The sequence below is a fragment of the Rhodococcus sp. C3V genome (genome assembly GCF_029269915.1).
GTDB lineage: Bacteria > Actinomycetota > Actinomycetes > Mycobacteriales > Mycobacteriaceae > Rhodococcus_F > Rhodococcus_F qingshengii.
In genome coordinates this window covers 1-20,581 of record NZ_JARJBE010000007.1, presented here as the reverse complement: position 1 = coordinate 20,581, position 20,581 = coordinate 1, and the positions used below count along the sequence as shown (strand labels likewise).

The following is a 20,581-nucleotide window of genomic DNA, read 5'->3' as shown; positions in this document are numbered from 1 at the left end:
GTCCGCTGACGTACACGATCATCGACAAGGAGGTGATCCGATGCTCTGGTACATCGGTCGCCGAGTGCTTCAAATGATCCCGGTTTTTCTCGGGGCCACTCTTCTGATCTACGCCATGGTCTTCCTGCTTCCCGGTGATCCGATTGCCGCGTTGGCGGGCGACAAGGCGCTCAGTCCGGCTGTGGCAGCACAGCTTCGGGAGCGCTACCACCTCGATCTCCCCTTCTATCAGCAGTACCTGCTGTACCTGAAGGGCATCTTCACGCTGGACTTCGGCACGTCGTTCTCCGGACGACCTGTCAGTGAAGTTCTGGCACAGGCATTTCCGATCACGATGAAACTTGCCTTCATGGCACTGATCGTCGAGACCGTCTTCGGTGTCGGCTTCGGCCTCATCGCCGGCCTGCGTAAGGGCGGATTCTTCGACAGCACCGTCCTGCTGTTCAGCCTCGTTCTCATCGCCATCCCGATCTTCGTGATCGGCTTCCTGGCTCAGTTCTTCATCGGCGTCAAATGGGGCATCGTCCCGCCGACGGTCGGTGGCAACACCAGCTTCACCAATCTCCTGCTCCCCGCCCTGGTTCTGGGTTCGGTCTCGTTCGCCTACGTCCTGCGACTGACCCGAACATCCGTGGCGGAGAACCTGAGTGCCGACTACGTGCGCACTGCCACCGCCAAGGGACTTTCCCGTGGACGAGTGGTTCGCGTGCACGTGTTGCGCAACTCGCTGATCCCCGTGGTCACGTTCCTGGGCGCCGACCTCGCAACGTTGATGGGCGGCGCCATCGTCACCGAGGGCATCTTCAACATCAACGGCGTCGGCGGCACGATCTACCAGGCCGTGACCAGAGGTGAAGCGCCGACGGTGGTTTCGTTCGTCACCATTCTCATCGTGATCTACCTGATCGCAAATCTGCTCGTCGACCTCTTGTACGCCGCGCTCGATCCGAGGATCCGCTATGTCTGAGACCGTGAAGACCGGACGCGCCGTCCGGCAAAGTCATTTCGTGGCACCGCCCGAAGTTGCGGCACCGGGGGAGACGGACGCCGTCAAACTCGATCAGGCGCCGACGAGCATGTGGACCGACGCGTGGCGCGACCTACGCAAGCGCCCCCTGTTCATCATCTCGACGATCATCATCCTCGCGGTCATCGTCATCGCAGCGTTTCCGAGCTTGTTCACGAGCACCGATCCGCGGTTCTGCGACCTCACCTACAGCATGCAGGGACCGACCTCAGGGCACTGGTTCGGTTTCGACCGCCAGGGCTGTGACGTGTACTCGCGCACCATCTACGGTGCTCGCGCATCCGTACTCGTGGGCGTCGGCGTCACGGCGTCGGTGCTGGTGATCGGAGTGATCTTCGGTGCACTGTCCGGGTTCTACGGCGGCTGGACCGATTCGATCCTCTCCCGCGTCGCCGACATCTTCTTCGGCATCCCGCTGATCCTGGCTGCCATCGTCCTGATGCAGCTGTTCACCGATCGCACCATCTGGACCGTCGTCGGCGTGCTGGCGCTCTTCGGCTGGCCGCAGATGGCAAGAATCGCTCGAGGCGCGGTGATCTCGGCGAAGAACAACGATTACGTCATGGCCTCGGAAGCGTTGGGTGTCTCGAAGCTCAAGACACTGATCCGCCACGTCATCCCGAACTCGTTGGCGCCCATCATCGTGGTCGCCACCATCTCGCTCGGTACGTACATCGTTGCCGAGGCGACGCTGTCCTTCCTCGGTATCGGTCTTCCGTCCACCGAGGTTTCGTGGGGCGGCGACATCAGCAACGCTCAGGTGACGCTGCGTCAGGGTTCGACCATTCTGTTCTACCCGGCAACGGCTTTGGCGATCACCGTTCTCGGATTCATCATGATGGGTGACGCTCTGCGCGACGCCCTCGATCCCAAGTCGCGGAAGCGGTGAGCACGATGACCACCAAGGAAACTCTCACCTCGGAGGAAACTCCGTTGCTCGAGATTCGTGATCTCGAGGTGTCTTTCCAGTCCAATTCCGGTCCGGTTCCGGCAGTTCGAGGCGTCAGCCTGACCGTCTACCCGGGTCAGACGGTCGCGATCGTCGGCGAATCGGGCTCCGGTAAGTCCACCACCGCCCACTCGATCATCAATCTGCTTCCCGGCACCGGCAAGGTGACGGCAGGCGAGATCATCTTCGACGGCAAGGACATCTCGAAGGTCTCGGAGAAGGACTTCGTCCACATCCGGGGAAGCCAGATCGGTTTGGTTCCGCAGGACCCGATGTCGAATCTGAATCCCGTGTGGAAAGTGGGCTTCCAGATCGAGGAAGCACTGGCCGCCAACGGGATCGCCAAGGGCAAGGCAGCCAAGGTTCGGGCCGCCGAACTGCTCGAGGAGGCAGGACTCGCCGAAGCCGAGAGCCGGTTGGGGCAGTACCCGCACGAGTTCTCGGGCGGTATGCGTCAGCGCGCACTCATCGCGATCGGGTTGTCCGCTCGTCCGAAACTCCTGATCGCGGACGAGCCGACGTCGGCGCTCGACGTCACCGTCCAGCGTCAGATCCTCGACCACCTCGACGGTCTGACTACGGAACTCGGCACCGCCGTTCTGCTCATCACTCACGATCTTGGCCTGGCCGCCGAGCGCGCCGAGCATCTGATCGTGATGAGCAAGGGTCGTATCGTCGAATCCGGTCCGGCACTGGAGATTCTGAAGCGCCCGCAGCATCCGTACACGCAGAAGCTGGTCGCGGCTGCGCCGTCGTTGGCGTCGAAGCGGCTCAGCTCGTCGGTGGCGCGCGCCGAGATTCGCGAACAGGCGGAAGAGGTCGCCGAAGCGGTCAAGGCCGAGGAAAGTGCGGCAGAGTCGTTCGGCAAGGTGACCGACGACGTTCTTGTCGTCGATCATCTGACCAAGGTGTTCAAGCTGCGCAAGGGTTTCCGCAAGACCACCGACTTCACAGCCGTGAACGACGTGTCCTTCAAGGTCCGCCGCGGAACCACGACTGCAATCGTCGGCGAATCGGGTTCCGGTAAGTCGACGGTCGCACAGATGGTCCTCGGTCTGCTCGAGCCCACTGCAGGCAACGTGGTCTTCGACGGTCAGGACGTGTCGAAACTCGGTGCGAAGGAAACATTTGCGTTCCGTCGTCGAGTGCAGCCGATCTTCCAGAACCCTTACGGCACGCTCGACCCGATGTACTCGATCTACCGCACGATCGAAGAGCCGCTGCGTACCCACAAGGTCGGGACCAAAGCCGAACGGGAGGCTCGCGTCCGCGAACTTCTCGACAAGGTCGGTCTGCCCCAGTCGGTCATGCGACGGTTCCCGAACGAGCTCTCCGGCGGACAGCGTCAGCGCGTCGCAATTGCGCGAGCGTTGGCACTGCAACCGGAGGTCGTGATCTGCGACGAGGCGGTCTCCGCTCTCGACGTGCTCGTGCAGGATCAGATCTTGACCCTGCTCAACGACCTGCAGGCAGAGTTCGGGTTGACGTACCTCTTCATCACGCACGACCTGGCCGTGGTTCGTCAGATCGCGGACAACGTGTTGGTGATGTCGCGTGGCTCGATCGTCGAATCGGCACCGATCGACGACGTGTTCGGTAATCCGCAACAGGACTACACCCGCAAGTTGCTCGACGCGATTCCCGGTGGGTCCATCAAGCTGGGAAGCTGACGCAACAGGTAGGTAGGCAAGTCCGCAGAGGGGCTGCAAGGGTACCGTCGTTGATCGTGACGGACCCCTTGCAGCCCCTCGTCGATCTTCCAGGCGTACGCGCCGCCGCCGATCATGCGCGCGATGCTCTGGGTGAGGTTCATCGGCACAAGACCAACCGTCGCGGTTGGCCCACCACTGCCGCCGAAGCCGCGGTTCGTGCCGCGCGCGCTTCCGCATCGCTCGCCGGTGGCACCACCGAATTGCCGACCGAGGGCATGGCCGGTGATCCGATTCTCGCGGGTGCTCTGCGCGTGGCTCAGGCTCTCGACGGCGACAGCCTTCCGCTCATGGAGTCGACGTGGAAGCGCGCCCCACTTCAGGCTCTGGCCCGGCTGCACCTGTTGGCCGCGGCGGATCTCGTCGAGGACGCAGATCAACTGGGGCGGCCACGGTCGGATCGCGGAGTGGGGGAGCGGTTGGACGCTCTCGCCCAACTCGTTACAGGCGGAACCAGTGCACCGGCACCTGTTCTGGCGGCCGTCGTACACGGAGAACTCTTGGCGCTGAGCCCGTTCGGCACCGCTGACGGCATCGTCGCCCGCGCGGCCTCGCGTCTGGTTGCGGTCTCGTCGGGACTGGATCCGCACAATCTCGGGGTCCCCGAGGTCAGTTGGCTTCGGCGGCCACAGGCGTACACGGACGGCGCGGCAGGATTCGCTTCGGGAAATCCGGCGGGCGTCGGCAGCTGGGTGATTCTGTGCTGTGGTGCTCTCGAAGCCGGTGCGCGAGAGGCGACTTCGATTGCCGACGCCGCTACCGGATAGTCCGGCAAATTGCGCCTGTCGGAACATAACGAACGGGCGGCGCTGCCGATAAATCGACTTCGCCGCCCGTCAGCACGGACTACTCGTTACCAAGCGTGCTCGGTGGGTTGTGTGGGTGGCCTCGGCGAGGGATCGCGCTTTCTGAGGTCGTCCCCGCAACCTGTGCGGGGTCCTCGCTCAAATTGAACGAATCTCGCAGGCCCACAACGCTTCTGCCCTTATAGTGGCTTGTGCTCCGCGTGGGTGCCCTAGTGCCCGTGCTAGGAATTTCGGTTGGGGAAACGGTCCTTCTCTTCCGAGCCGTTCCTGGCCTTCCGTTCTTCCGTAACTCCTTTGTACCCTGTGTCCGGGCTCACAGCAAGTACCAATTTTTGTTTGTGGGCCTTGGATTTCAGCGTTTCCGGCGCAGTAGCCCGAAGGTCATGGCGCCGGCCACCAGAGCTGCGATTCCCACCGCAGCGGTAGTGGCCACCGTGGTCGTGGACTGGGCCGACAATCGGGCACGAAGTGAGACCGGATTCGAGAAAGTCAGTATGGGCCAACCGTTTACGGCTGCTTCCTTGCGCAACGCTCGATCGGGGTTGACTGCGGTCGGATGTCCGACAGCCTCGAGCATGGGTAAATCCGTCACCGAGTCGGAGTAGGCGTAACTGGCGGCGAGGTCGTAACCGCACTCCGCGGCGAGTTTTTCCATGGCTTCGACCTTGCCGGGGCCGTAGCAGTAGAAGTCCACCTCGCCGGTGTAGTGGCCGTCTTCCTCCCTCATCGACGTCGCGACGGAATGGGTGGCGCCGAGGGCGCGGGCGATCGGTGCGACGATCTCTTCACCCGAAGCAGACACGACGATGACGTCGTGTCCACGCAGCTTGTGATCTGCGATCAGATCGGCCGCCTCGGCGAAGACGAGTGGATCGACGATGTCGTGCAGAGTCTCCGCGACGACGGCCTTCACCTGTTCCACGTCCCAGCCCGCACACATCGCCGTCAGATGCTCGCGCATGCGCTCCATCTGATCGTGATCGGCGCCGGACAGTAGAAACAGGAATTGCGCATAGCTGCTCTTGAGAACCGAGCGTCGATTGATCAGACCCTGTGCGAAGAATGGCTTGCTGAACGCCAGGGTGCTCGACTTCGCGATGATCGTTTTGTCCAAATCGAAGAAAGCGGCTGTCCGCCCGGTATTCAGTCCGTTCGCAGGCTTGTCGGTCACAGGATTGAGGATAGTCCGACAGGCGGTTCGTGTGCTCTTCGGCAAGCGTCCTCTTTCGGCGAAAAACAGCAGTTCAGTGCAGCTCAGGCTTGCATTTCTCGCCGATGGCGGGTGTAAGATCGTTGCTGTTCGATTCGTTCGAACTAGTTCAGCCCGACCCCCCGGGGCTGAACTCAGACGGCCCCCGCCTCCTCCCCCCATTGGCGGGGGTCGTCCTCTGTCTCAGGCCTGTTTCTCCCCAACCTCCCAGTTGTCCACAGGGTTGTTCGGCCCACTGTTTTCGGTGCCGGTGCTCGTTCAGGCTCTGCAGTCATGAACACGACGATCAGCTCTCAGGAAACCGGGGCTCCCATTCTGGTTCTCGTCGACGACGCGAAAATCCTCGCGAGCGTGCGACGCGTCGCTGCCGCGGTGGACCGCCGGCTGGACGAGGCCGAACATCCCGTGTCCCGGCAACAGTGGAACCGGGCCTCGGCGGTGGTACTGGACGCGTCGGCGGCGCGAGATGCTCTGGCTCGTTCCCCCAAGCGAACGCGAGTGTTCCTCGTATGCGACGGCACACCGACCGTCGACGATTGGAAGAGCGCCACCGCGATCGGAGCCGACAGCGTTCTGTCCTTGCCCGAGGAAGAGAACGCGCTGGTCGCAGTTCTGGCCGATCACGTAGACGTCAGTGGTGACGGCACCGTCGTGAGCGTGGTGGGTGGTTGTGGCGGCGGCGGAGCCTCGGCAACTGCTGCGGCTGTCGCGTTGACGTCGGCGGCACGTCACGTCCCGACGCTGTTGGTGGACGTCGACGCACTCGGTTCCGGCGCCGACGTGCTGTTGGGTATCGAGACTGCTCCCGGATTACGTTGGGGTGCACTGACCGTCGAGGGCGGGCGGTTGTCCCCGGATGCGCTGCGCGATGCACTGCCGGCGAAGGGAAAGTTTCTGAGGGTTCTGGCGAGCAGTCGCCGGGAGATCGACGGTCCGACAGTGACCGCCGTTCGCGCCGTGCTGGACGCAGGTCGCAGTTCCGGCGGACTCGTGGTCTGCGACGTGCCACGTCATCCCAGCGAGGTAGGTCAGGCCGTGTTGGAGATGTCGGATTCGGTGCTCGTGGTGGTTCCGGCCACCGTGGCCGCATGCGTCGCGGCCGAGAAGGTCGGAGCCTGGGTGGTGCGACACAACTCCAACGTCGGTCTCGTCGTGCGTGGGCCGGCACCGGGAGGCCTACGCGGCGCCGATGTGGCAGACATGCTCGGCCTGCCCCTGACGGCCGTGATGCGCGGCCACCGATCGCTGGCGCCGATGCTCGAGCGTGGTGGCCTCGAATTGACCCGCGGTTGTCCGTTGAGTGTGGCGGCAACAGCGGTACTCGACGCCGTCGAATCCGGCGCACGCCCGCGCAGGGCTGCCGCATGAGTGCGTTGGTCACGGCCGAACTGCTCGACCGAGTTCGCGAGCGATTGACGGCGTCGTCGGTCGGCGAGCCGACGGCGGCCACCGTTGCCGATGCCGTGCGAGCTGAGTCCTCGGGCGTTCTGGCGGACACGGATCTGTTGGAGGTCGTCAGGGTGCTCCAGACGGAACTGACAGGCGCGGGGCCGCTCGAACCTCTACTGCACGAACCCGGGGTCGCCGATGTACTGGTGACCGCGCCGGATCAGGTCTGGGTGGACCGCGGGGTCGGCCTCGAAAGGTCGGGGGTCCGGTTCACCGACGAGGCAGCCGTGCGTCGACTGGCGCAGCGGTTGGCACTGTCGGCAGGTCGACGCCTCGACGACGCCCAACCGTGGGTCGACGGCCGCCTGCGGGGCGTCGGCGACGGGCACTTCGGGGTACGACTTCATGCCGTACTCGAACCCGTGGCCCAGGGTGGAACCTGCGTGTCACTGCGAGTGTTGCGGCCCGCGACCCAGGGTCTCGACGCGCTGTCCGCCCACGGCGCCGTGGAACCGGACGCGCGCGAACTCCTCAATCGCATCATTTCTTGTCGCTTGGCTTTTCTGGTGATCGGCGGAACTGGCGCGGGAAAGACCACGTTGTTGTCCGCGATGCTCGGTGCCGTCGACCCGCGCGAGCGAATCGTCTGCGTCGAGGACGCGGCCGAACTGGCGCCGCCGCATCCGCACGTCGTCCGCCTCGTCGCCAGAGCTCCCAACGTCGAGGGAGTCGGAGAGGTGACGGTGCGCGATCTGGTTCGGCAGGCACTACGAATGCGTCCCGATCGCATCGTCGTCGGTGAGGTCCGCGGCGCAGAGGTGACGGATCTGCTCACGGCGATGAACACCGGCCACGACGGCGGCGCCGGCACCGTTCACGCCAATTCGCCAGAAGAGGTGCCGGCCAGACTCGAGGCGTTGGCGGCGCTCGGCGGGATGGATCGCCACGCGTTGCACAGTCAACTTGCCGCGGCAGTTCAAGTGATCCTGCACGTGCACAGATTGGCTGACGGATCGAGGCGTCTCGAACAGATCGGTGTCATCGACCGCGGTGCGGACGGGTATGTACGAATCATGCAGGCGTGGCCGGACGGCGGTTCGGGTCGTGAGCGGCTCGAGCGGATGTTCCGGCTTCGCAATCGGGAGGTCGGGACGTGACGGTTTCCCTCTTGGCCTTCGCGTTGGCGGTCTCGATTGCGCCGGTGCGGGATTCACGTGCTCGGCTCGCTACCTACACCCCGAGTGTCCGCAAGCCCTCCCAGCAGATTCCGTGGCAGTTCGTCGCCGCATTTCTCGCGATTTCGGCCGCGTGGATCCTCGGAGGTCTTCCGGCAGGGTGCGCGGCTGTCGTCCTCGCCGGGACCCTGATCCTCCGTGGCCGACGCGCGAATGCAGCCGAAACCCGGGACCTCTCACAGAAGATGCTGCTCTCCGGTCTGGAGGTGCTGATCGCCGAGCTGAGCGTCGGCGCGCATCCTGCAGCGGCCAGTTCTGTTGCAGGCGAGGAATGTACCGGAGAAGTGAGTGCCGTATTCCGTTCCGCTGGGGCCAGGGCGCGTCTCGGTGGTTCTGCCGCAGCGGCCTTCGCGGTACCGGATTCGTGCATCGAGCGTGAGTTCTCCCGCATCGGATCCGTCTGGCGGGTCGCCGACCAACACGGGCTGGCACTGGCGGAACTACTCGGCGCCGTCCGGACGGACATGTTGGGACGTAGACGCTTTCGTCAGCGTACCGAGGCCGGGTTGGCGGGCGCTCGGGCGACCGCTGCGGTGTTGGCCTTTCTCCCGCTGTTGGGGATCGGTCTCGGGCAATTGATGGGTGCTTCGCCGCTGCGCGTGCTGTTCGGAGGTGGGCTCGGCGGCGTGCTCCTGGTGATCGGAACCGCTTGTGTCTCAGCTGGTCTGCTCTGGACCGACCGGATAACTGCGAAGGTCACGTCGTGAGTTGGGCATCCGTGGCGATGATGGCGTTGGCGTTCGCGATCATTCCCGCTCGTCGCGGTGCTTCGGCCAGGGCGGCAGAAATTCTCTTCGCGGACACAACAACAGAAGATTCGGTTCCAGTCCCGGACAAGCCGGATCCACTCGCAGTTGCCGCAAGTCTCGACCTTCTCGGGGCCTGCCTACGAGCGGGGCTTCCCGTCTCCGCCGCGATCACAGCGATGGCGTCGACGGCGCCGAAACCGATGGCCGACTCGCTTCGTCGCGTCGCCGACCTTCTGGCGCTCGGTGCCGATCCCGACGCCGCGTGGAGCGAAGCCGCTCTCGATCCCGATACCGAGGCGCTCGCCAGAATGGCTCGGCGTTCCGCCCGTTCGGGTTCGTCGCTGTCCTCATCCATGGCCGAACTCGCCGAGCGCAGTCGAGGTGACGCCGAGGATCTTGCTGCTGCCGCAGCCGAACGCGCGGGAGTGCTGATCAGCGGTCCACTCGGGCTGTGTTTCCTGCCGGCGTTCATCGCCTTGGGCATCGTCCCGGTGGTGATCGGGCTTGCCACGACTGTGCTCGGTAACGGCCTGCTGTGAGCCGGATCCGAGTGAAAGCTCCTGCGGCAGAAGTGCTGCCACAGGTTTCGATTGAAGGGGGAGAAATGATTTCGAAGACGTTGAGGACGGTGTCGGCCAGATTTGCGCTGTTGGTTGCCGAGGACGACGGCATGTCCACCGCGGAGTATGCGATCGGCACGATTGCGGCTGCCGCATTCGGTGCCGTCCTGTACACGGTTGTCACTGGCGACTCCATTGTCTCGGCGCTGACAGGCATCATCGACAAGGCGCTCAAGACAGCTGTGTGATGTTGTCCACGAGAGGTATTCGGCAAGCCGACGACGGCGCCGTGACGGTGGAGGCCGCGATTGCTCTGGCTTCGATCGTCACGGTGGTCGTGCTGTGTGTCGGTGGAGTCCTGGCGGTGTCGATGCAGGTTCGGTGTGTCGACGCCGCTCGTGAGGCCGCGCGGTTGGTGGCACGTGGTGATCGTGAGTCTGCGGTCGCCACGGCCCGCCGGATCGCACCCGAAGATGCGTCGATCTCGGTGGAGATCGTGGACGGTTTTGCCGTTGCCGTTGTCAGCGCCGAGAGTGCGTTGCTGCCGTTGGTCGACATTTCTTCCGAGGCGGTGGCAGCAGTGGAGTCGGGAGTGGAGGAGGGGTGAACCTACGTGACGACGAAGGTGTTGCCACGGTTCTGGCGTGCTGCGTTCTGGCGGCGATCGTTATGGTGACCGGCGGGATGCTGCATGTCGGTTCCGCAGTGGTGGCTCGGCACACGGCTCAGTCGGCCGCTGATCTTTCGGCTCTCGGCGGTGCGGGCGCCTTGGACGGCGGCGACGAGTCGGCGTGTGAGATGTCCGCGGTGATCGCGGAGCGGATGCGCACGGTGCTCGAGGAGTGCGAGGTGCAGGGTTGGGATGTATTGGTCGAGATACGCGCACCGGTGTTGTTGTCGGGCTTCGGGATCGGGGATGCGCAGGCTTACGCGCGTGCGGGTCCGGTCAGCTGATGGTGTCGATGACGGCGGTCAGAACCTTGACCGCGCCGTCTTTGTCGAGTGGGTCGTTTCCGTTGCCGCACTTGGGTGAATAGACGCAGGACGGGCAACCGTGAGCGCATTCGCAGGACAGTATGGCGTCGCGCGTCGCGGTGAGCCATCGGGACAGTTCGCTGTGCCCTCGGTCGGCGAACCCGGCGCCGCCGGCATGACCGTCGTAGACGAAGACGGTCGGGAGTCCGGTGTCCGCGTGCATCGCGGTGGACACTCCGCCGATGTCTCCGCGGTCGCAGATCGCCACCAGTGGCAGCAGGCCGATTGCGGCATGTTCGGCGGCATGCAGTGATCCGGGGAACCGTTCGGGCGGGACCCCGATGGATTCGAGGAGTTCCGGCGTGACCGTGTACATCACTGCCCTGGTGGGCAAAGTGTGTGCGGGCATGTCGAGTTCGATCGAGTCGAGGACTTCACCCGAAGTCAACCGTCGTAGGTATCCGACGATTTGATGTGTCACCTCGACCTGGACGAGAGCGACGGCGATGTCGCCGTAGTTCTTGTGCTCGAGTTGTTCGGTGATCGTGATTTCGGTGGTCTCGCGGGCCGAGGTGGTCCAGTCCGGATTCTCGGTGTGTACCAATGCGAGTCCGACGTCGAGGTCCAGTTCGTCGACGACGTAGGTCTCGCCTTGATGGATGTGCACGGCGCCGGGATGAACTGTGGCCGGAGCGCGGCCCGCGTCGACAGTGCCCAGCATCCGGCCGGATTCCCCGTCGACAATGGCCACCTGAGTTCCGATGCCGCCGCGAATCTCCAAAGAGCCGTGGGGGTTCGAATCGGCGGTGACGAACCATCCGTGCTTTCGGCGCCGGATCTTGCCTTCCTCCGACAGCCTGGTCAGAACCTCGAGAGCCCCGAACGCGTCCACCTCGGCATCGGAAAGTGGGAGTTCCATTGCAGCGCAGAGAAGTTGTGGTCCCAGGACGTACGGATTTCCGGGATCTGTCACCGTCGCCTCGACGGGTTTGTCGAGTACCGCTGACGGATGGTGAACGAGGTAGGTGTCGAGTGGATCGTCGCGGGCGATCAACACGACGAGTGAACCCTCACCGCGTCGCCCGGAGCGACCGGCCTGCTGCCAGAACGAGGCAACGGTCCCCGGGAAGCCTGCCACGACAACGGCGTCGAGGCCTGCGATGTCGACGCCGAGCTCCAGCGCGTTGGTGGTGGCTGCGCCCAGCAGCGTGCCGTCGGCGAGCGCAGCTTCCAGTTCGCGACGGTCCTCGGCCAGATATCCGGCGCGATACGACGCGACTCGCTCGGCGAGGTCCGGGTCCACCTCGGCGAGTAGACGTTTGGTGGCCATCGCGGTCAGCTCGGCGCCGCGGCGGGAGCGGACGAAGGTGAGAGTGCGGGCGCCTTCGATCATGAGGTCGGCCATGATCCGCGCGGCTTCCGCGCCCGCGGGACGTCGTACCGGGCTACCGTTTTCGCCGGTCAATGCCTCCAGTAGCGGTGGTTCCCACAGTGCGACGGTGCGTGGGCCGTGCGGCGATCCGTCTTCCGTGACCTCGGTGCAGTGTGCGCCTATGAGCCGCGAGGCCGCCGCGCCGGGATCTGCTGTGGTCGCGCTGGCCAGAATGAAGGTGGGTTCGGCGCCGTAACGGGCTGCAATTCTGCGTAATCGCCGGATCACGAGCGCGACGTTGGATCCGAAGACTCCCCTGTAGGAGTGGCATTCGTCGATGATCACGTATTTCAGGTTGCGGAAGAAGTGTGCCCATCGCTGATGGGTTCTGAGCAGAGAAATGTGGATCATGTCGGGGTTGGTGAAGAGCCAGCGTGAGTTCTCACGTGCCCAAGTGCGGAGTTCCTGAGAGGTGTCGCCGTCGTACGCACTGGCGTTCGTGCTGCGAAGTTCGACGTCGAAGTCGGTGAGGGACAGCACTGCTCGCAGTTGATCCGAGCCCAGCGCTTTGGTGGGGGAGAGGTACAGGGCAGTTGCGAGCGGATCGGTCGCCATGGCCGTCAGCACCGGGAGTTGGTACGCCAGTGACTTACCCGACGCCGTACCGGTGGCCACGACCACGTGTTTTCCGGCGTAAGCGAGGTCGGCGGCCTCACTCTGGTGGATCCACGGGGACCGCACGCTGTGCTCGGCGAGCGCACGTACGACGCTGGGGTGCACCCACTCCGGCCATTCGGTGAACTCGGCTACGCGAGCAGGTAACTGCGCGGTGAACATCAGTGGTTTTTCGCTTCCACTGACCCCGGCGACGACCCGATCGAGCAGCATCTGCCCGTAGGTCTCGCCAGGCTTCCCTCCCGGGGCGGGGATCGGGGAAGGTGCGTTCACGTGACTCTCCGGGCTCGGCGTTGGGGTGTGGCGGCAATCGGAAACTGTCGCTACCTGCAGTTTTGATGATACGCAACGGTCGGCGGTCTTGGTGGAACCGGGTGCTCGGCGCGCGCGCGGGAAACCACGATCGTGGGCTGTTTTTCTCGTAGCGAACTTTTAACGTTTTTAGTTCCCTTTTCGACTGTTGTGCACGCGGAGAACATGGTTGACTGACAATCGGTCGCAGCTTCTGTGTTCGTAGGCTTGAGAAAGTGCACGCTCGCAGGATCGTTGTTGCGGGCGCGGTGCTCTGCCTTTCCTGAGGGGGAAATAAAGACGTACAGCGGTCGGAACCGGCCCGGTGGACTGTAAGGGCTGTTCACCGAATCCGGTGTTAGAAAGAGAAGGAAAAGCATGGCACAGGGCACTGTGAAGTGGTTCAACGCTGAAAAGGGCTTCGGCTTCATCGCTCCCGAAGACGGTTCCGCAGACGTCTTCGTTCACTACTCCGAAATTCAGGGCAACGGCTTCCGTACCCTCGAGGAGAACCAGCGTGTGGAGTTCGAGGTCGGCCAGGGCACCAAGGGTCCCCAGGCTACCGGCGTTCGCGCGGTCTGATTTTTCCGCTCACTCGCTGAGCGATTAGTTCGGACAGTATTTGTCCCCCATCGCATCCGTGCGGTGGGGGACAAATCTTTTCGGGCTGAGCCAGTCTTTCTCTGTCCGAGGTAATGCACGCAGCTGTCCGACCACGGCCGGTCGTCTATGCCGTCAGTACCTTCGTGGCTTACGTTTCACTCTGTGAGCCAACTGTCCTTTTTCTCTGCCGAGTCGATTCCACCTGCCGTGACGGACCTCGCCGGAATGCTGGCCGGACCGGGTCAGGTCGTGACCTCGGAGGACCGTGCCCGGATCTCGATCGTCGTGGATCGGGACTGGAGAGCGCAGGCCGTTGCCGAGTTGATCGCGCAGTGCGGACTCGGGGCCGAGGTGACGCGTAGTGAAGAAGGCAGCCCATTGGTCCGCACTCAGTCGACGCCCGCACTCCTTCCGCTGTCCGTGCAGTGGACCAAGGGAGCTGTGAAGGCGGTGCCGGTCGGTTGGGTACCGAACTCCCGCCAACTCCGGGTGTGGGCCGTCGCGGCCGGCAGGCTCGAAGAAGGCGGCGAGCGATTCGTGTTCGGCCTCGACCCTCATGCCAAGGAGACGCATGCACCGCTGGCTCAGGCCTTGATGCGGGTTGGTATCGCGCCGACTCAACTGGGTAACCGGACACCGGGCCCGGGGCTCCGTGTGTCGGGAAAGAAGAGACTGACAAAGCTCGTCGAATACCTCGGTGAGGCGCCGAAACACGTCGACACCTCTGTCGCCTGGCCACACGTCTGACAGTGCTGATGCCGCGTGTCCGCCGGTGCTGATGCCGCGTGTCCGACGGAGCCCATACTGTACTGATCTGCACGAATGTCTTGCGGGTATGTCACTCTGTAAAGAGAGACACGGGGTATAACTTGCTCCACACGTCTAGTTCTGAAGATCTGCCGACGGCAGTGAACGTCCAAAGGAAGGCTCGGGCAGCAGGTGGCTAAAGCGGACAACGGCAGCGGTCAGGGAGCGTCCGGTAACCCTCGTCGCCTCGTGATCGTCGAGTCACCGACCAAGGCGCGCAAAATCGCTCCCTACCTCGGTAAGGACTACGTCGTCGAGGCATCGGTCGGTCACATTCGCGACCTCCCGCGCGGCGCAGCGGACGTCCCGGCCAAGTACAAGGGCGAGTCCTGGGCCCGTCTCGGCGTCAACGTCGATCACGACTTCGAGCCGCTCTATGTCGTGAGCCCGGAAAAGAAGGGCAAGGTCGCCGAACTCAAGTCTCTGTTGAAGGACGCCGACGAGCTCTTCCTCGCAACTGACCCCGACCGCGAGGGCGAGGCAATCGCCTGGCATCTCCTCGAGACCCTCAAGCCCAAGATTCCGGTTCGTCGAATGGTCTTCCACGAGATCACCGAGCCGGCAATCCGTGCTGCTGCCGAAGACACCCGCGAACTCGACACCGACCTCGTCGATGCTCAGGAAACCCGCCGCATCCTCGACCGTCTCTACGGTTACGAGGTCAGCCCGGTTCTCTGGAAGAAGGTCATGCCGAAGCTCTCGGCCGGCCGCGTCCAATCGGTGGCCACTCGCGTCATCGTCCAGCGTGAACGCGAGCGCATGGCGTTCAAGTCGGCGTCGTACTGGGACATTTCCGCGACGCTCGACGCCGGTGCAGAGGCCAGCCCGCGTAGTTTCGGTGCTCGCCTGGTCTCCGTCGACGGTTCGCGTGTCGCCTCCGGCCGTGATTTCGGAGCTGACGGAAAGCTCAAGGGCAGCGCGGTCACTGTGCTCGACGAGGCGTACGCGCGTCGTCTCGCGGAAGCATTGCAGGGCGTCGACCTCACGGTTTCCTCCGCCGAGGACAAGCCGTACACCCGCAAGCCTTACCCGCCGTTCATGACGTCGACGCTCCAGCAGGAAGCCGGACGCAAACTTCGTTTCACGTCCGAGCGTGCAATGCGCATCGCACAGCGTCTGTACGAAAACGGCTACATCACCTACATGCGTACCGACTCGACGACTCTCTCGGAGTCGGCGATCGCTGCCGCTCGTGCGCAGGCCACCGAGTTGTACGGTCCGGAATACGTGCATCCGACGCCGCGTCAGTACACCCGCAAGGTCAAGAACGCGCAGGAAGCCCACGAGGCGATCCGCCCCGCCGGCGACGTGTTCCAGACCCCGGGTCAGCTGCACTCCAAGCTCGATTCCGACGAGTTCAAGCTGTACGAACTGATCTGGCAGCGGACCGTCGCTTCGCAGATGGCCGACGCCCGCGGTACGACGTTGACGCTTCGCATCTCCGGCACGGCAGGCACCGGCGAGGACTGCACGTTCTCCGCTTCGGGTCGCACCATCGTGTTCGCCGGCTTCCTCAAGGCTTACGTCGAGAGCGTCGACGAAGAGGCCGGCGGTCAGTCCGACGACGCCGAATCCAGGCTTCCGGTGCTGGTCAAGGGTCAGGAAGTCACGGCCACCAAGCTCGATCCGGACGGGCACAGCACCAACCCGCCCGCTCGCTACACAGAAGCCAGCCTGATCAAGACGCTCGAAGAACTCGGCATCGGCCGTCCTTCGACCTACTCGTCGATCATCAAGACCATCCTCGATCGCGGATACGTCTACAAACGTGGCAGCGCGCTGGTTCCGTCCTGGGTGGCGTTTGCCGTCATCGGGCTGCTCGAGGTGCACTTCGGCCGGCTGGTCGACTTCGATTTCACGGCAGGAATGGAAGACGATCTCGACGCGATCGCCGGTGGCCGTGAGCAGCGTGGCAACTGGCTGAGCAGCTTCTACTTCGGCGGCGAGACAGGCGCTGAAGGTTCGGTCGCCCGCGAGGGCGGGCTGAAGAAGATGGTCGGTGTCAATCTCGAGGAGATCGACGCTCGCGAGGTCAACTCCATCCGACTGTTCGACGACGCCGAGGGTCGCGAGGTTCACGTGCGCGTCGGCCGGTTCGGGCCGTATCTCGAGCGCATGGTTCAGAATCCGGACGATCCCGAAGGCGATCTGATCTCGCAGCGGGCAAATCTTCCCGATGACCTGCCACCGGACGAGCTCACTCCCGAGTACGCCGAGAAGTTGTTCTCGACACCTCAAGAGGGCCGCAAGCTGGGCGTCGACCCACTGACGGGCCACGAGATCGTCGCGAAGGAAGGCCGCTTCGGTCCCTACGTGACCGAGATCCTGCCCGAACCGCCGGCCGAGCCGGAACCGGACATCGTTCCCGTCACCGCTCCCGAGCCGGAAGAAATCAGCTCGGGCAGCACCAAGACTGCGGTGAAAAAGGCCGCGGCCAAGAAGGCGCCTGCGAAGAAGGCTGCCAAGAAGGTCGCAGGCCCCAAGCCTCGGACCGGATCGCTGCTCAAGTCCATGGACTTGGCGACGATCACCTTGGAAGATGCGCTGCGCCTGCTGTCGCTTCCGCGCGTCGTGGGTGTCGACCCCGAATCGAAGGAAGAGATCACCGCGCAGAACGGCCGTTACGGTCCGTACCTGAAGAAGGGCACGGACTCACGCTCGCTCGCCAACGAAGAGCAGATGTTCACCGTCACGCTCGACGAGGCGCTCAAGATCTACGCCGAGCCGAAGCGTCGTGGGCGTCAGGCGTCGGCAACGCCTCCGTTGCGTGAGTTGGGCGTCGATCCGGTCAGTGAGAAGCCGATGGTGATCAAGGACGGCCGTTTCGGTCCGTACGTCACCGACGGCGAGACCAACGCCAGCCTTCGCAAGGACGACGACGTCGAATCCATTTCCGATGCTCGTGCATCGGAGTTGCTGGCTGATCGTCGTGCGCGCGGCCCGGTCAAGAAGAAGGCAGCAGCCAAGAAGGCTCCGGCAAAGAAGGCCGCTGCCAAGAAAACAGCCGCAAAGAAGGCCCCGGCAAAGAAGGCCGCCGCCAAGAAGGCTCCGGCGAAGAAGGACTCGTAAGGCTTCGTCGGTGCCGACGGTTAGGGTTTTTGCATGAGTACTGAAGTGGCCGAACGAGGTGTGTTCGGTCGGCTGGTGGGTCAGCACGACGTCGAGCAGAGCCTGCGTGATGCTGCACTGTCGGCTCGTGGAGATTCCAGCGGCTCGGAGATGACCCACGCGTGGCTCTTCACCGGGCCACCCGGCTCTGGTCGTTCGGTGGCTGCTCTCTGCTTCGCCGCTGCCCTGCAATGCACCTCCGACGGTGCACCAGGGTGCGGTGAGTGTCATGCATGTACGACGACGATGGGTGGAACCCACGGTGACGTACGACGGATCATCCCCGACGGCCTGAGCATCAGCGTCAAAGGCATGCGCGAGATAGTCAACATCGCTTCGCGTCGGCCGACGACGGGGCGGTGGCAGGTCATCGTGGTCGAGGATGCCGATCGTTTGACCGAAGGCGCAGCCAACGCCCTCCTGAAGGTTGTCGAGGAGCCGCCGGACCGCACGGTCATCCTGCTCTGCGCGCCGACGACCGATCCGGAAGACATGTCTGTCACCCTCCGATCGCGGTGTAGGCACATGCCGTTGGTGACGCCGTCCGTCGAATCGATCGCCCAGGTACTGATCGACCGCGACGGGCTGGATCCGGAACGGGCGAGAATCGCCGCATCGATCAGCGGCGGACATGTCGGCCGGGCTCGGCGTCTCGCCACCGACGAGAGCGCGCGCGACGAGCGTCAGCGTTCGCTTCGACTAGCTGCCGACGCGATCGGGGCTTCGACGGCGTACAAGGCCGCAGAGAACTTGGTGAAGTCGATCGAGGCTGACACCAAGGCGTTCTACGCCGAACTCAAGGAACAGGAGCTCGAGGAGCTCAAGGTTTCCTTGGGTGGTGGTGGAACCGGCAAGGGAACAGCCGGGACTCTGCGCGGATCGGCTGGTCTGATCAAGGACCTCGAAGCGCGCCAGAAATCGCGCGACACCCGGGCCCGCCGCGATCTTCTCGACCGGACGCTGATCGACCTGGCCGGCATGTACCGGGACGCGCTTTCCTATTCGCTGGGGTCGACGTCGACGGCGACCCATCCCGACATGGCTCGGCAGGCCGCCGAGTTGGCTGCACGAACGTCCCCGGAGGGGTTGCTCAAGTGCATCGAAGCGGTGCTCGAATGCCGCGAGGCCGTCGACTTCAACGTCAAGTTGCAGTGGGCGCTCGATGCGATGGTTGCCTCCATCGGAGCCGCTTTCCGACCCCCGTTTTCGCGATCCGGGGGTTGACCAGATAGACTCGCCACCGCCGAAAGGCACGCTGCCTTAGCTCAGTCGGTAGAGCATTTCACTCGTAATGAAAAGGTCGAGAGTTCGATTCTCTCAGGCAGCTCAGCCAAGAGCCCCACACCCGGAAATCCGGATGTGGGGCTCTTGTCGTTAGTTCCCAATTCTTGCGTATGTGCGGTTTATCCTGAGTTCGGCGAACACGTGCCTGAACAGGAGAGACCTCGATGTCGGATCAGAACTGGGGACCAGGCCAACCATCGCAGAATCAGCCGCCGTACGGGCAGATGCCGCCGATGCCGCCGCAGGGTTATCAGCCGCCGACGCCCGCCTATCCGTACGCAAGCTGGATCTCTCGGGTGTTTGCGTCAATCCTCGACGGCTTTGTCATTCCGCTCCCCGGCGTCATCCTCGCGGGCATCGGAGCAGTGATCGCGTTCTCCGGATCCGAAGTGACCACATACGACGACGGCAGCGTGAGCGCTGAAGGCGGTAATCCGGTCGGGGTGATCGTCATGGTCGTCGGCATACTGGCGATCTTCTTGATCGAGGTGTGGAATCTCGTCTTCAGGCAAGGGAACACCGGACAGACGCTCGGCAAGAAGTGGCTGGGAATTTCGGTGATTCGGGAGTCCGACGGTGTGCCTCTCGGCCCGGTGATGGCGCTGCTTCGTTGGATCATGATGGCGATCCTGGGTGGCGCCTGCTTCCTCAACTATCTCTGGCCGCTCTGGGACTCGAAGCACCAGTGCTGGCACGACATGGTGGTCCGGTCGGTAGTCGTTCGCGCGCGCTAGTCGCTGCCGAGGTCTCTTACAGTGGGTGCCATGGAGTTGGAAGCGGTCGCAAGTCGACGACGCTCGCTGGCCGCACCTGTCGGTGTTGCTGCAGTGGCCGTGACGGCCGCCGCGGTACTCCACTTCCGTGATCCCCACAGCGCGGGTAGTTACGGCGTTTGTCCGATGTACGCGTTGACGGGATTGTGGTGCCCGGCGTGTGGTGGCCTTCGTGCGGTCAATGACCTGACTAATCTGGATATTGGCGCCGCAGTGTCCAGCAATGCCTTGATCGTGCCGCTTATCGCGGTGTTGGTGATCGCGTGGATCGGTTGGACAGTGCGCCGTTGGAAAGGCACGCGGGATCGCATGATCGTGCTTCGGCCGACTGTGACGATCGTGGTGCTCGGAGTTCTCGTTGCATTTACGGTTGTTCGAAACACCCCGTGGGGGAGCTGGCTCGCGCCGGCGTGACGGTAAGAGGTCGACATGGCACTGCAGGTTTTTTCGCTCATCGTTCTGCTCGGCGCGCTGATCATCCTGATTCCGACGGCACGACGTGTCTTCGGCAAGAAGGACGACGAGTAGGCCTCGACAACTGAGCCCGAGCGGCACATGCTGGCGGTATGGCTGATTCGTTGAAAGCCCGCGTCAAGGAAAAGCTGCTGAGGCAACTCGCCGAGGACGGTCGGCACCCGATTCAGGAAGCTGAGGGTGACGATCCCCGGCTGGTTTCGATCAACGACGATCTCGAAGCGTTGGAACAGGCCGAGGAAGGCGATCCGATCGTCGAAGAACTGGCCGAGAGGTACTGGGTTCCGTGAAGTTTACCGACCGCAGTGCTCTGACCTGGCGATTTGGTGTTGTGTTGATCTTCGCGTAACTTTGTCCAGGTCAGAGCGACACGGACACCGACTCCCACCTGCGAGGGTGAGTGACACGAGGTTGTACGAAGTGCCTGGCGAACACAATCCAGTTTTTCTTCACGGGGTTCCGGTTTGCGCCGGTGTCCAGGTTGGGATAGGCTGGAAAAGTTGCCCCGGAGCGGCGGCCATAGGGTCGTGGTGATGGTGTGTGCGTGTTCTTTGAGAACTCAACAGTGTGTCGATGAATGTCAGT

Annotated in this window: 20 protein-coding genes and 1 tRNA gene; 19 read left to right on the top strand and 2 right to left on the bottom strand. The window is 63.6% G+C overall.

Annotated features, from left to right (window positions below; translation table 11 throughout):
- The first annotated feature begins 40 nt into the window (after positions 1–40).
- Genes P3G66_RS18630 through P3G66_RS18615 form a run of 4 tightly spaced genes read left to right on the top strand, consistent with a single transcriptional unit; the run spans position 41 to position 4,452 of the window.
- The gene (locus tag P3G66_RS18630; RefSeq protein WP_007732434.1) at positions 41–967 is read left to right on the top strand and encodes an ABC transporter permease; all 927 of its coding nucleotides are present in this window, start codon (positions 41–43) and stop codon (positions 965–967) included.
- Positions 960–1,916 carry an ABC transporter permease gene (locus tag P3G66_RS18625; RefSeq protein ID WP_019746638.1) on the top strand — a complete coding sequence of 319 codons (957 nt, stop codon included), beginning with the start codon at positions 960–962 and terminating at the stop codon, positions 1,914–1,916. Before P3G66_RS18630 ends, P3G66_RS18625 begins: the two co-directional genes overlap by 8 nt.
- A 5-nt stretch (positions 1,917–1,921) precedes the next feature.
- Entirely contained in the window at positions 1,922–3,646 is a 1,725-nt protein-coding gene (locus P3G66_RS18620; RefSeq protein ID WP_087503825.1) for an ABC transporter ATP-binding protein, read from the top strand.
- 56 nt (positions 3,647–3,702) lie between these two features.
- Positions 3,703–4,452, top strand: coding sequence for a hypothetical protein (locus tag P3G66_RS18615; protein ID WP_003946100.1), 750 nt, complete (start codon positions 3,703–3,705; stop codon positions 4,450–4,452).
- A 391-nt stretch (positions 4,453–4,843) separates the two neighbouring features.
- Here P3G66_RS18615 and P3G66_RS18610 read toward each other — a convergent pair whose 3' ends face one another.
- Positions 4,844–5,662, bottom strand: coding sequence for an HAD-IB family hydrolase (locus P3G66_RS18610; protein ID WP_276116984.1), 819 nt, complete (start codon positions 5,660–5,662; stop codon positions 4,844–4,846).
- Between the two features lie 312 nt (positions 5,663–5,974).
- Between P3G66_RS18610 and ssd the strand changes: the two genes are divergently transcribed.
- The 7 genes from ssd to P3G66_RS18575 all read left to right on the top strand — a co-directional run bounded on the left by ssd (position 5,975) and on the right by P3G66_RS18575 (position 10,588).
- On the top strand, positions 5,975–7,069 hold the full coding sequence (ssd, locus tag P3G66_RS18605) for a septum site-determining protein Ssd (protein ID WP_003946126.1): 1,095 nt from the start codon (positions 5,975–5,977) through the stop codon (positions 7,067–7,069).
- The gene (locus P3G66_RS18600; RefSeq protein WP_276116983.1) at positions 7,066–8,247 is read left to right on the top strand and encodes a TadA family conjugal transfer-associated ATPase; all 1,182 of its coding nucleotides are present in this window, start codon (positions 7,066–7,068) and stop codon (positions 8,245–8,247) included. The genes ssd and P3G66_RS18600 overlap by 4 nt, the downstream gene beginning before the upstream one ends.
- Complete coding sequence (locus P3G66_RS18595) at positions 8,244–9,032, top strand: type II secretion system F family protein (protein WP_050655292.1); 789 nt, start codon at positions 8,244–8,246, stop codon at positions 9,030–9,032. Before P3G66_RS18600 ends, P3G66_RS18595 begins: the two co-directional genes overlap by 4 nt.
- On the top strand, positions 9,029–9,613 hold the full coding sequence (locus tag P3G66_RS18590) for a type II secretion system F family protein (protein ID WP_007732447.1): 585 nt from the start codon (positions 9,029–9,031) through the stop codon (positions 9,611–9,613). The genes P3G66_RS18595 and P3G66_RS18590 overlap by 4 nt, the downstream gene beginning before the upstream one ends.
- A 65-nt stretch (positions 9,614–9,678) precedes the next feature.
- The gene (locus tag P3G66_RS18585) at positions 9,679–9,882 is read left to right on the top strand and encodes a DUF4244 domain-containing protein (protein ID WP_007732448.1); all 204 of its coding nucleotides are present in this window, start codon (positions 9,679–9,681) and stop codon (positions 9,880–9,882) included.
- Positions 9,882–10,241, top strand: a complete 360-nt coding sequence (locus P3G66_RS18580) for a TadE family type IV pilus minor pilin (protein WP_047270007.1) — start codon at positions 9,882–9,884, stop codon at positions 10,239–10,241. Before P3G66_RS18585 ends, P3G66_RS18580 begins: the two co-directional genes overlap by 1 nt.
- The gene (locus tag P3G66_RS18575; protein ID WP_007732450.1) at positions 10,238–10,588 is read left to right on the top strand and encodes an Rv3654c family TadE-like protein; all 351 of its coding nucleotides are present in this window, start codon (positions 10,238–10,240) and stop codon (positions 10,586–10,588) included. Before P3G66_RS18580 ends, P3G66_RS18575 begins: the two co-directional genes overlap by 4 nt.
- Here the strand turns inward: P3G66_RS18575 and P3G66_RS18570 are convergent.
- Complete coding sequence (locus P3G66_RS18570; RefSeq protein WP_276117031.1) at positions 10,581–12,869, bottom strand: DEAD/DEAH box helicase; 2,289 nt, start codon at positions 12,867–12,869, stop codon at positions 10,581–10,583. The two genes, P3G66_RS18575 and P3G66_RS18570, sit on opposite strands and share 8 nt — an antisense overlap.
- A 456-nt stretch (positions 12,870–13,325) precedes the next feature.
- On the opposite strand from P3G66_RS18570, the gene P3G66_RS18565 reads away from it, so the two are divergent.
- From P3G66_RS18565 to P3G66_RS18530, 8 genes are all read left to right on the top strand, one after another.
- Positions 13,326–13,529: a cold-shock protein gene (locus P3G66_RS18565; RefSeq protein ID WP_003946117.1), complete on the top strand. Its 204-nt coding sequence runs from the start codon at positions 13,326–13,328 to the stop codon at positions 13,527–13,529.
- A 183-nt stretch (positions 13,530–13,712) separates the two neighbouring features.
- Entirely contained in the window at positions 13,713–14,297 is a 585-nt protein-coding gene (locus P3G66_RS18560) for a hypothetical protein (protein ID WP_003946106.1), read from the top strand.
- A 192-nt stretch (positions 14,298–14,489) separates the two neighbouring features.
- Positions 14,490–17,426, top strand: a complete 2,937-nt coding sequence (gene topA, locus P3G66_RS18555; protein ID WP_003946104.1) for a type I DNA topoisomerase — start codon at positions 14,490–14,492, stop codon at positions 17,424–17,426.
- Positions 17,427–17,459: 33 nt separating this feature from the next.
- The gene (locus tag P3G66_RS18550) at positions 17,460–18,689 is read left to right on the top strand and encodes a DNA polymerase III subunit delta' (protein WP_019746652.1); all 1,230 of its coding nucleotides are present in this window, start codon (positions 17,460–17,462) and stop codon (positions 18,687–18,689) included.
- Positions 18,690–18,719: 30 nt separating this feature from the next.
- Positions 18,720–18,792: transfer RNA gene (locus tag P3G66_RS18545), tRNA-Thr, on the top strand.
- A gap of 121 nt (positions 18,793–18,913) precedes the next feature.
- Entirely contained in the window at positions 18,914–19,483 is a 570-nt protein-coding gene (locus P3G66_RS18540) for an RDD family protein (protein WP_042446733.1), read from the top strand.
- Between the two features lie 30 nt (positions 19,484–19,513).
- Positions 19,514–19,936, top strand: a complete 423-nt coding sequence (locus tag P3G66_RS18535; protein ID WP_276116982.1) for a DUF2752 domain-containing protein — start codon at positions 19,514–19,516, stop codon at positions 19,934–19,936.
- A 152-nt stretch (positions 19,937–20,088) separates the two neighbouring features.
- A complete protein-coding gene (locus P3G66_RS18530) occupies positions 20,089–20,286 on the top strand; it encodes a hypothetical protein (RefSeq protein WP_003946112.1) in 198 nt (65 codons plus the stop codon).
- The last annotated feature ends 295 nt before the right edge of the window (positions 20,287–20,581 follow it).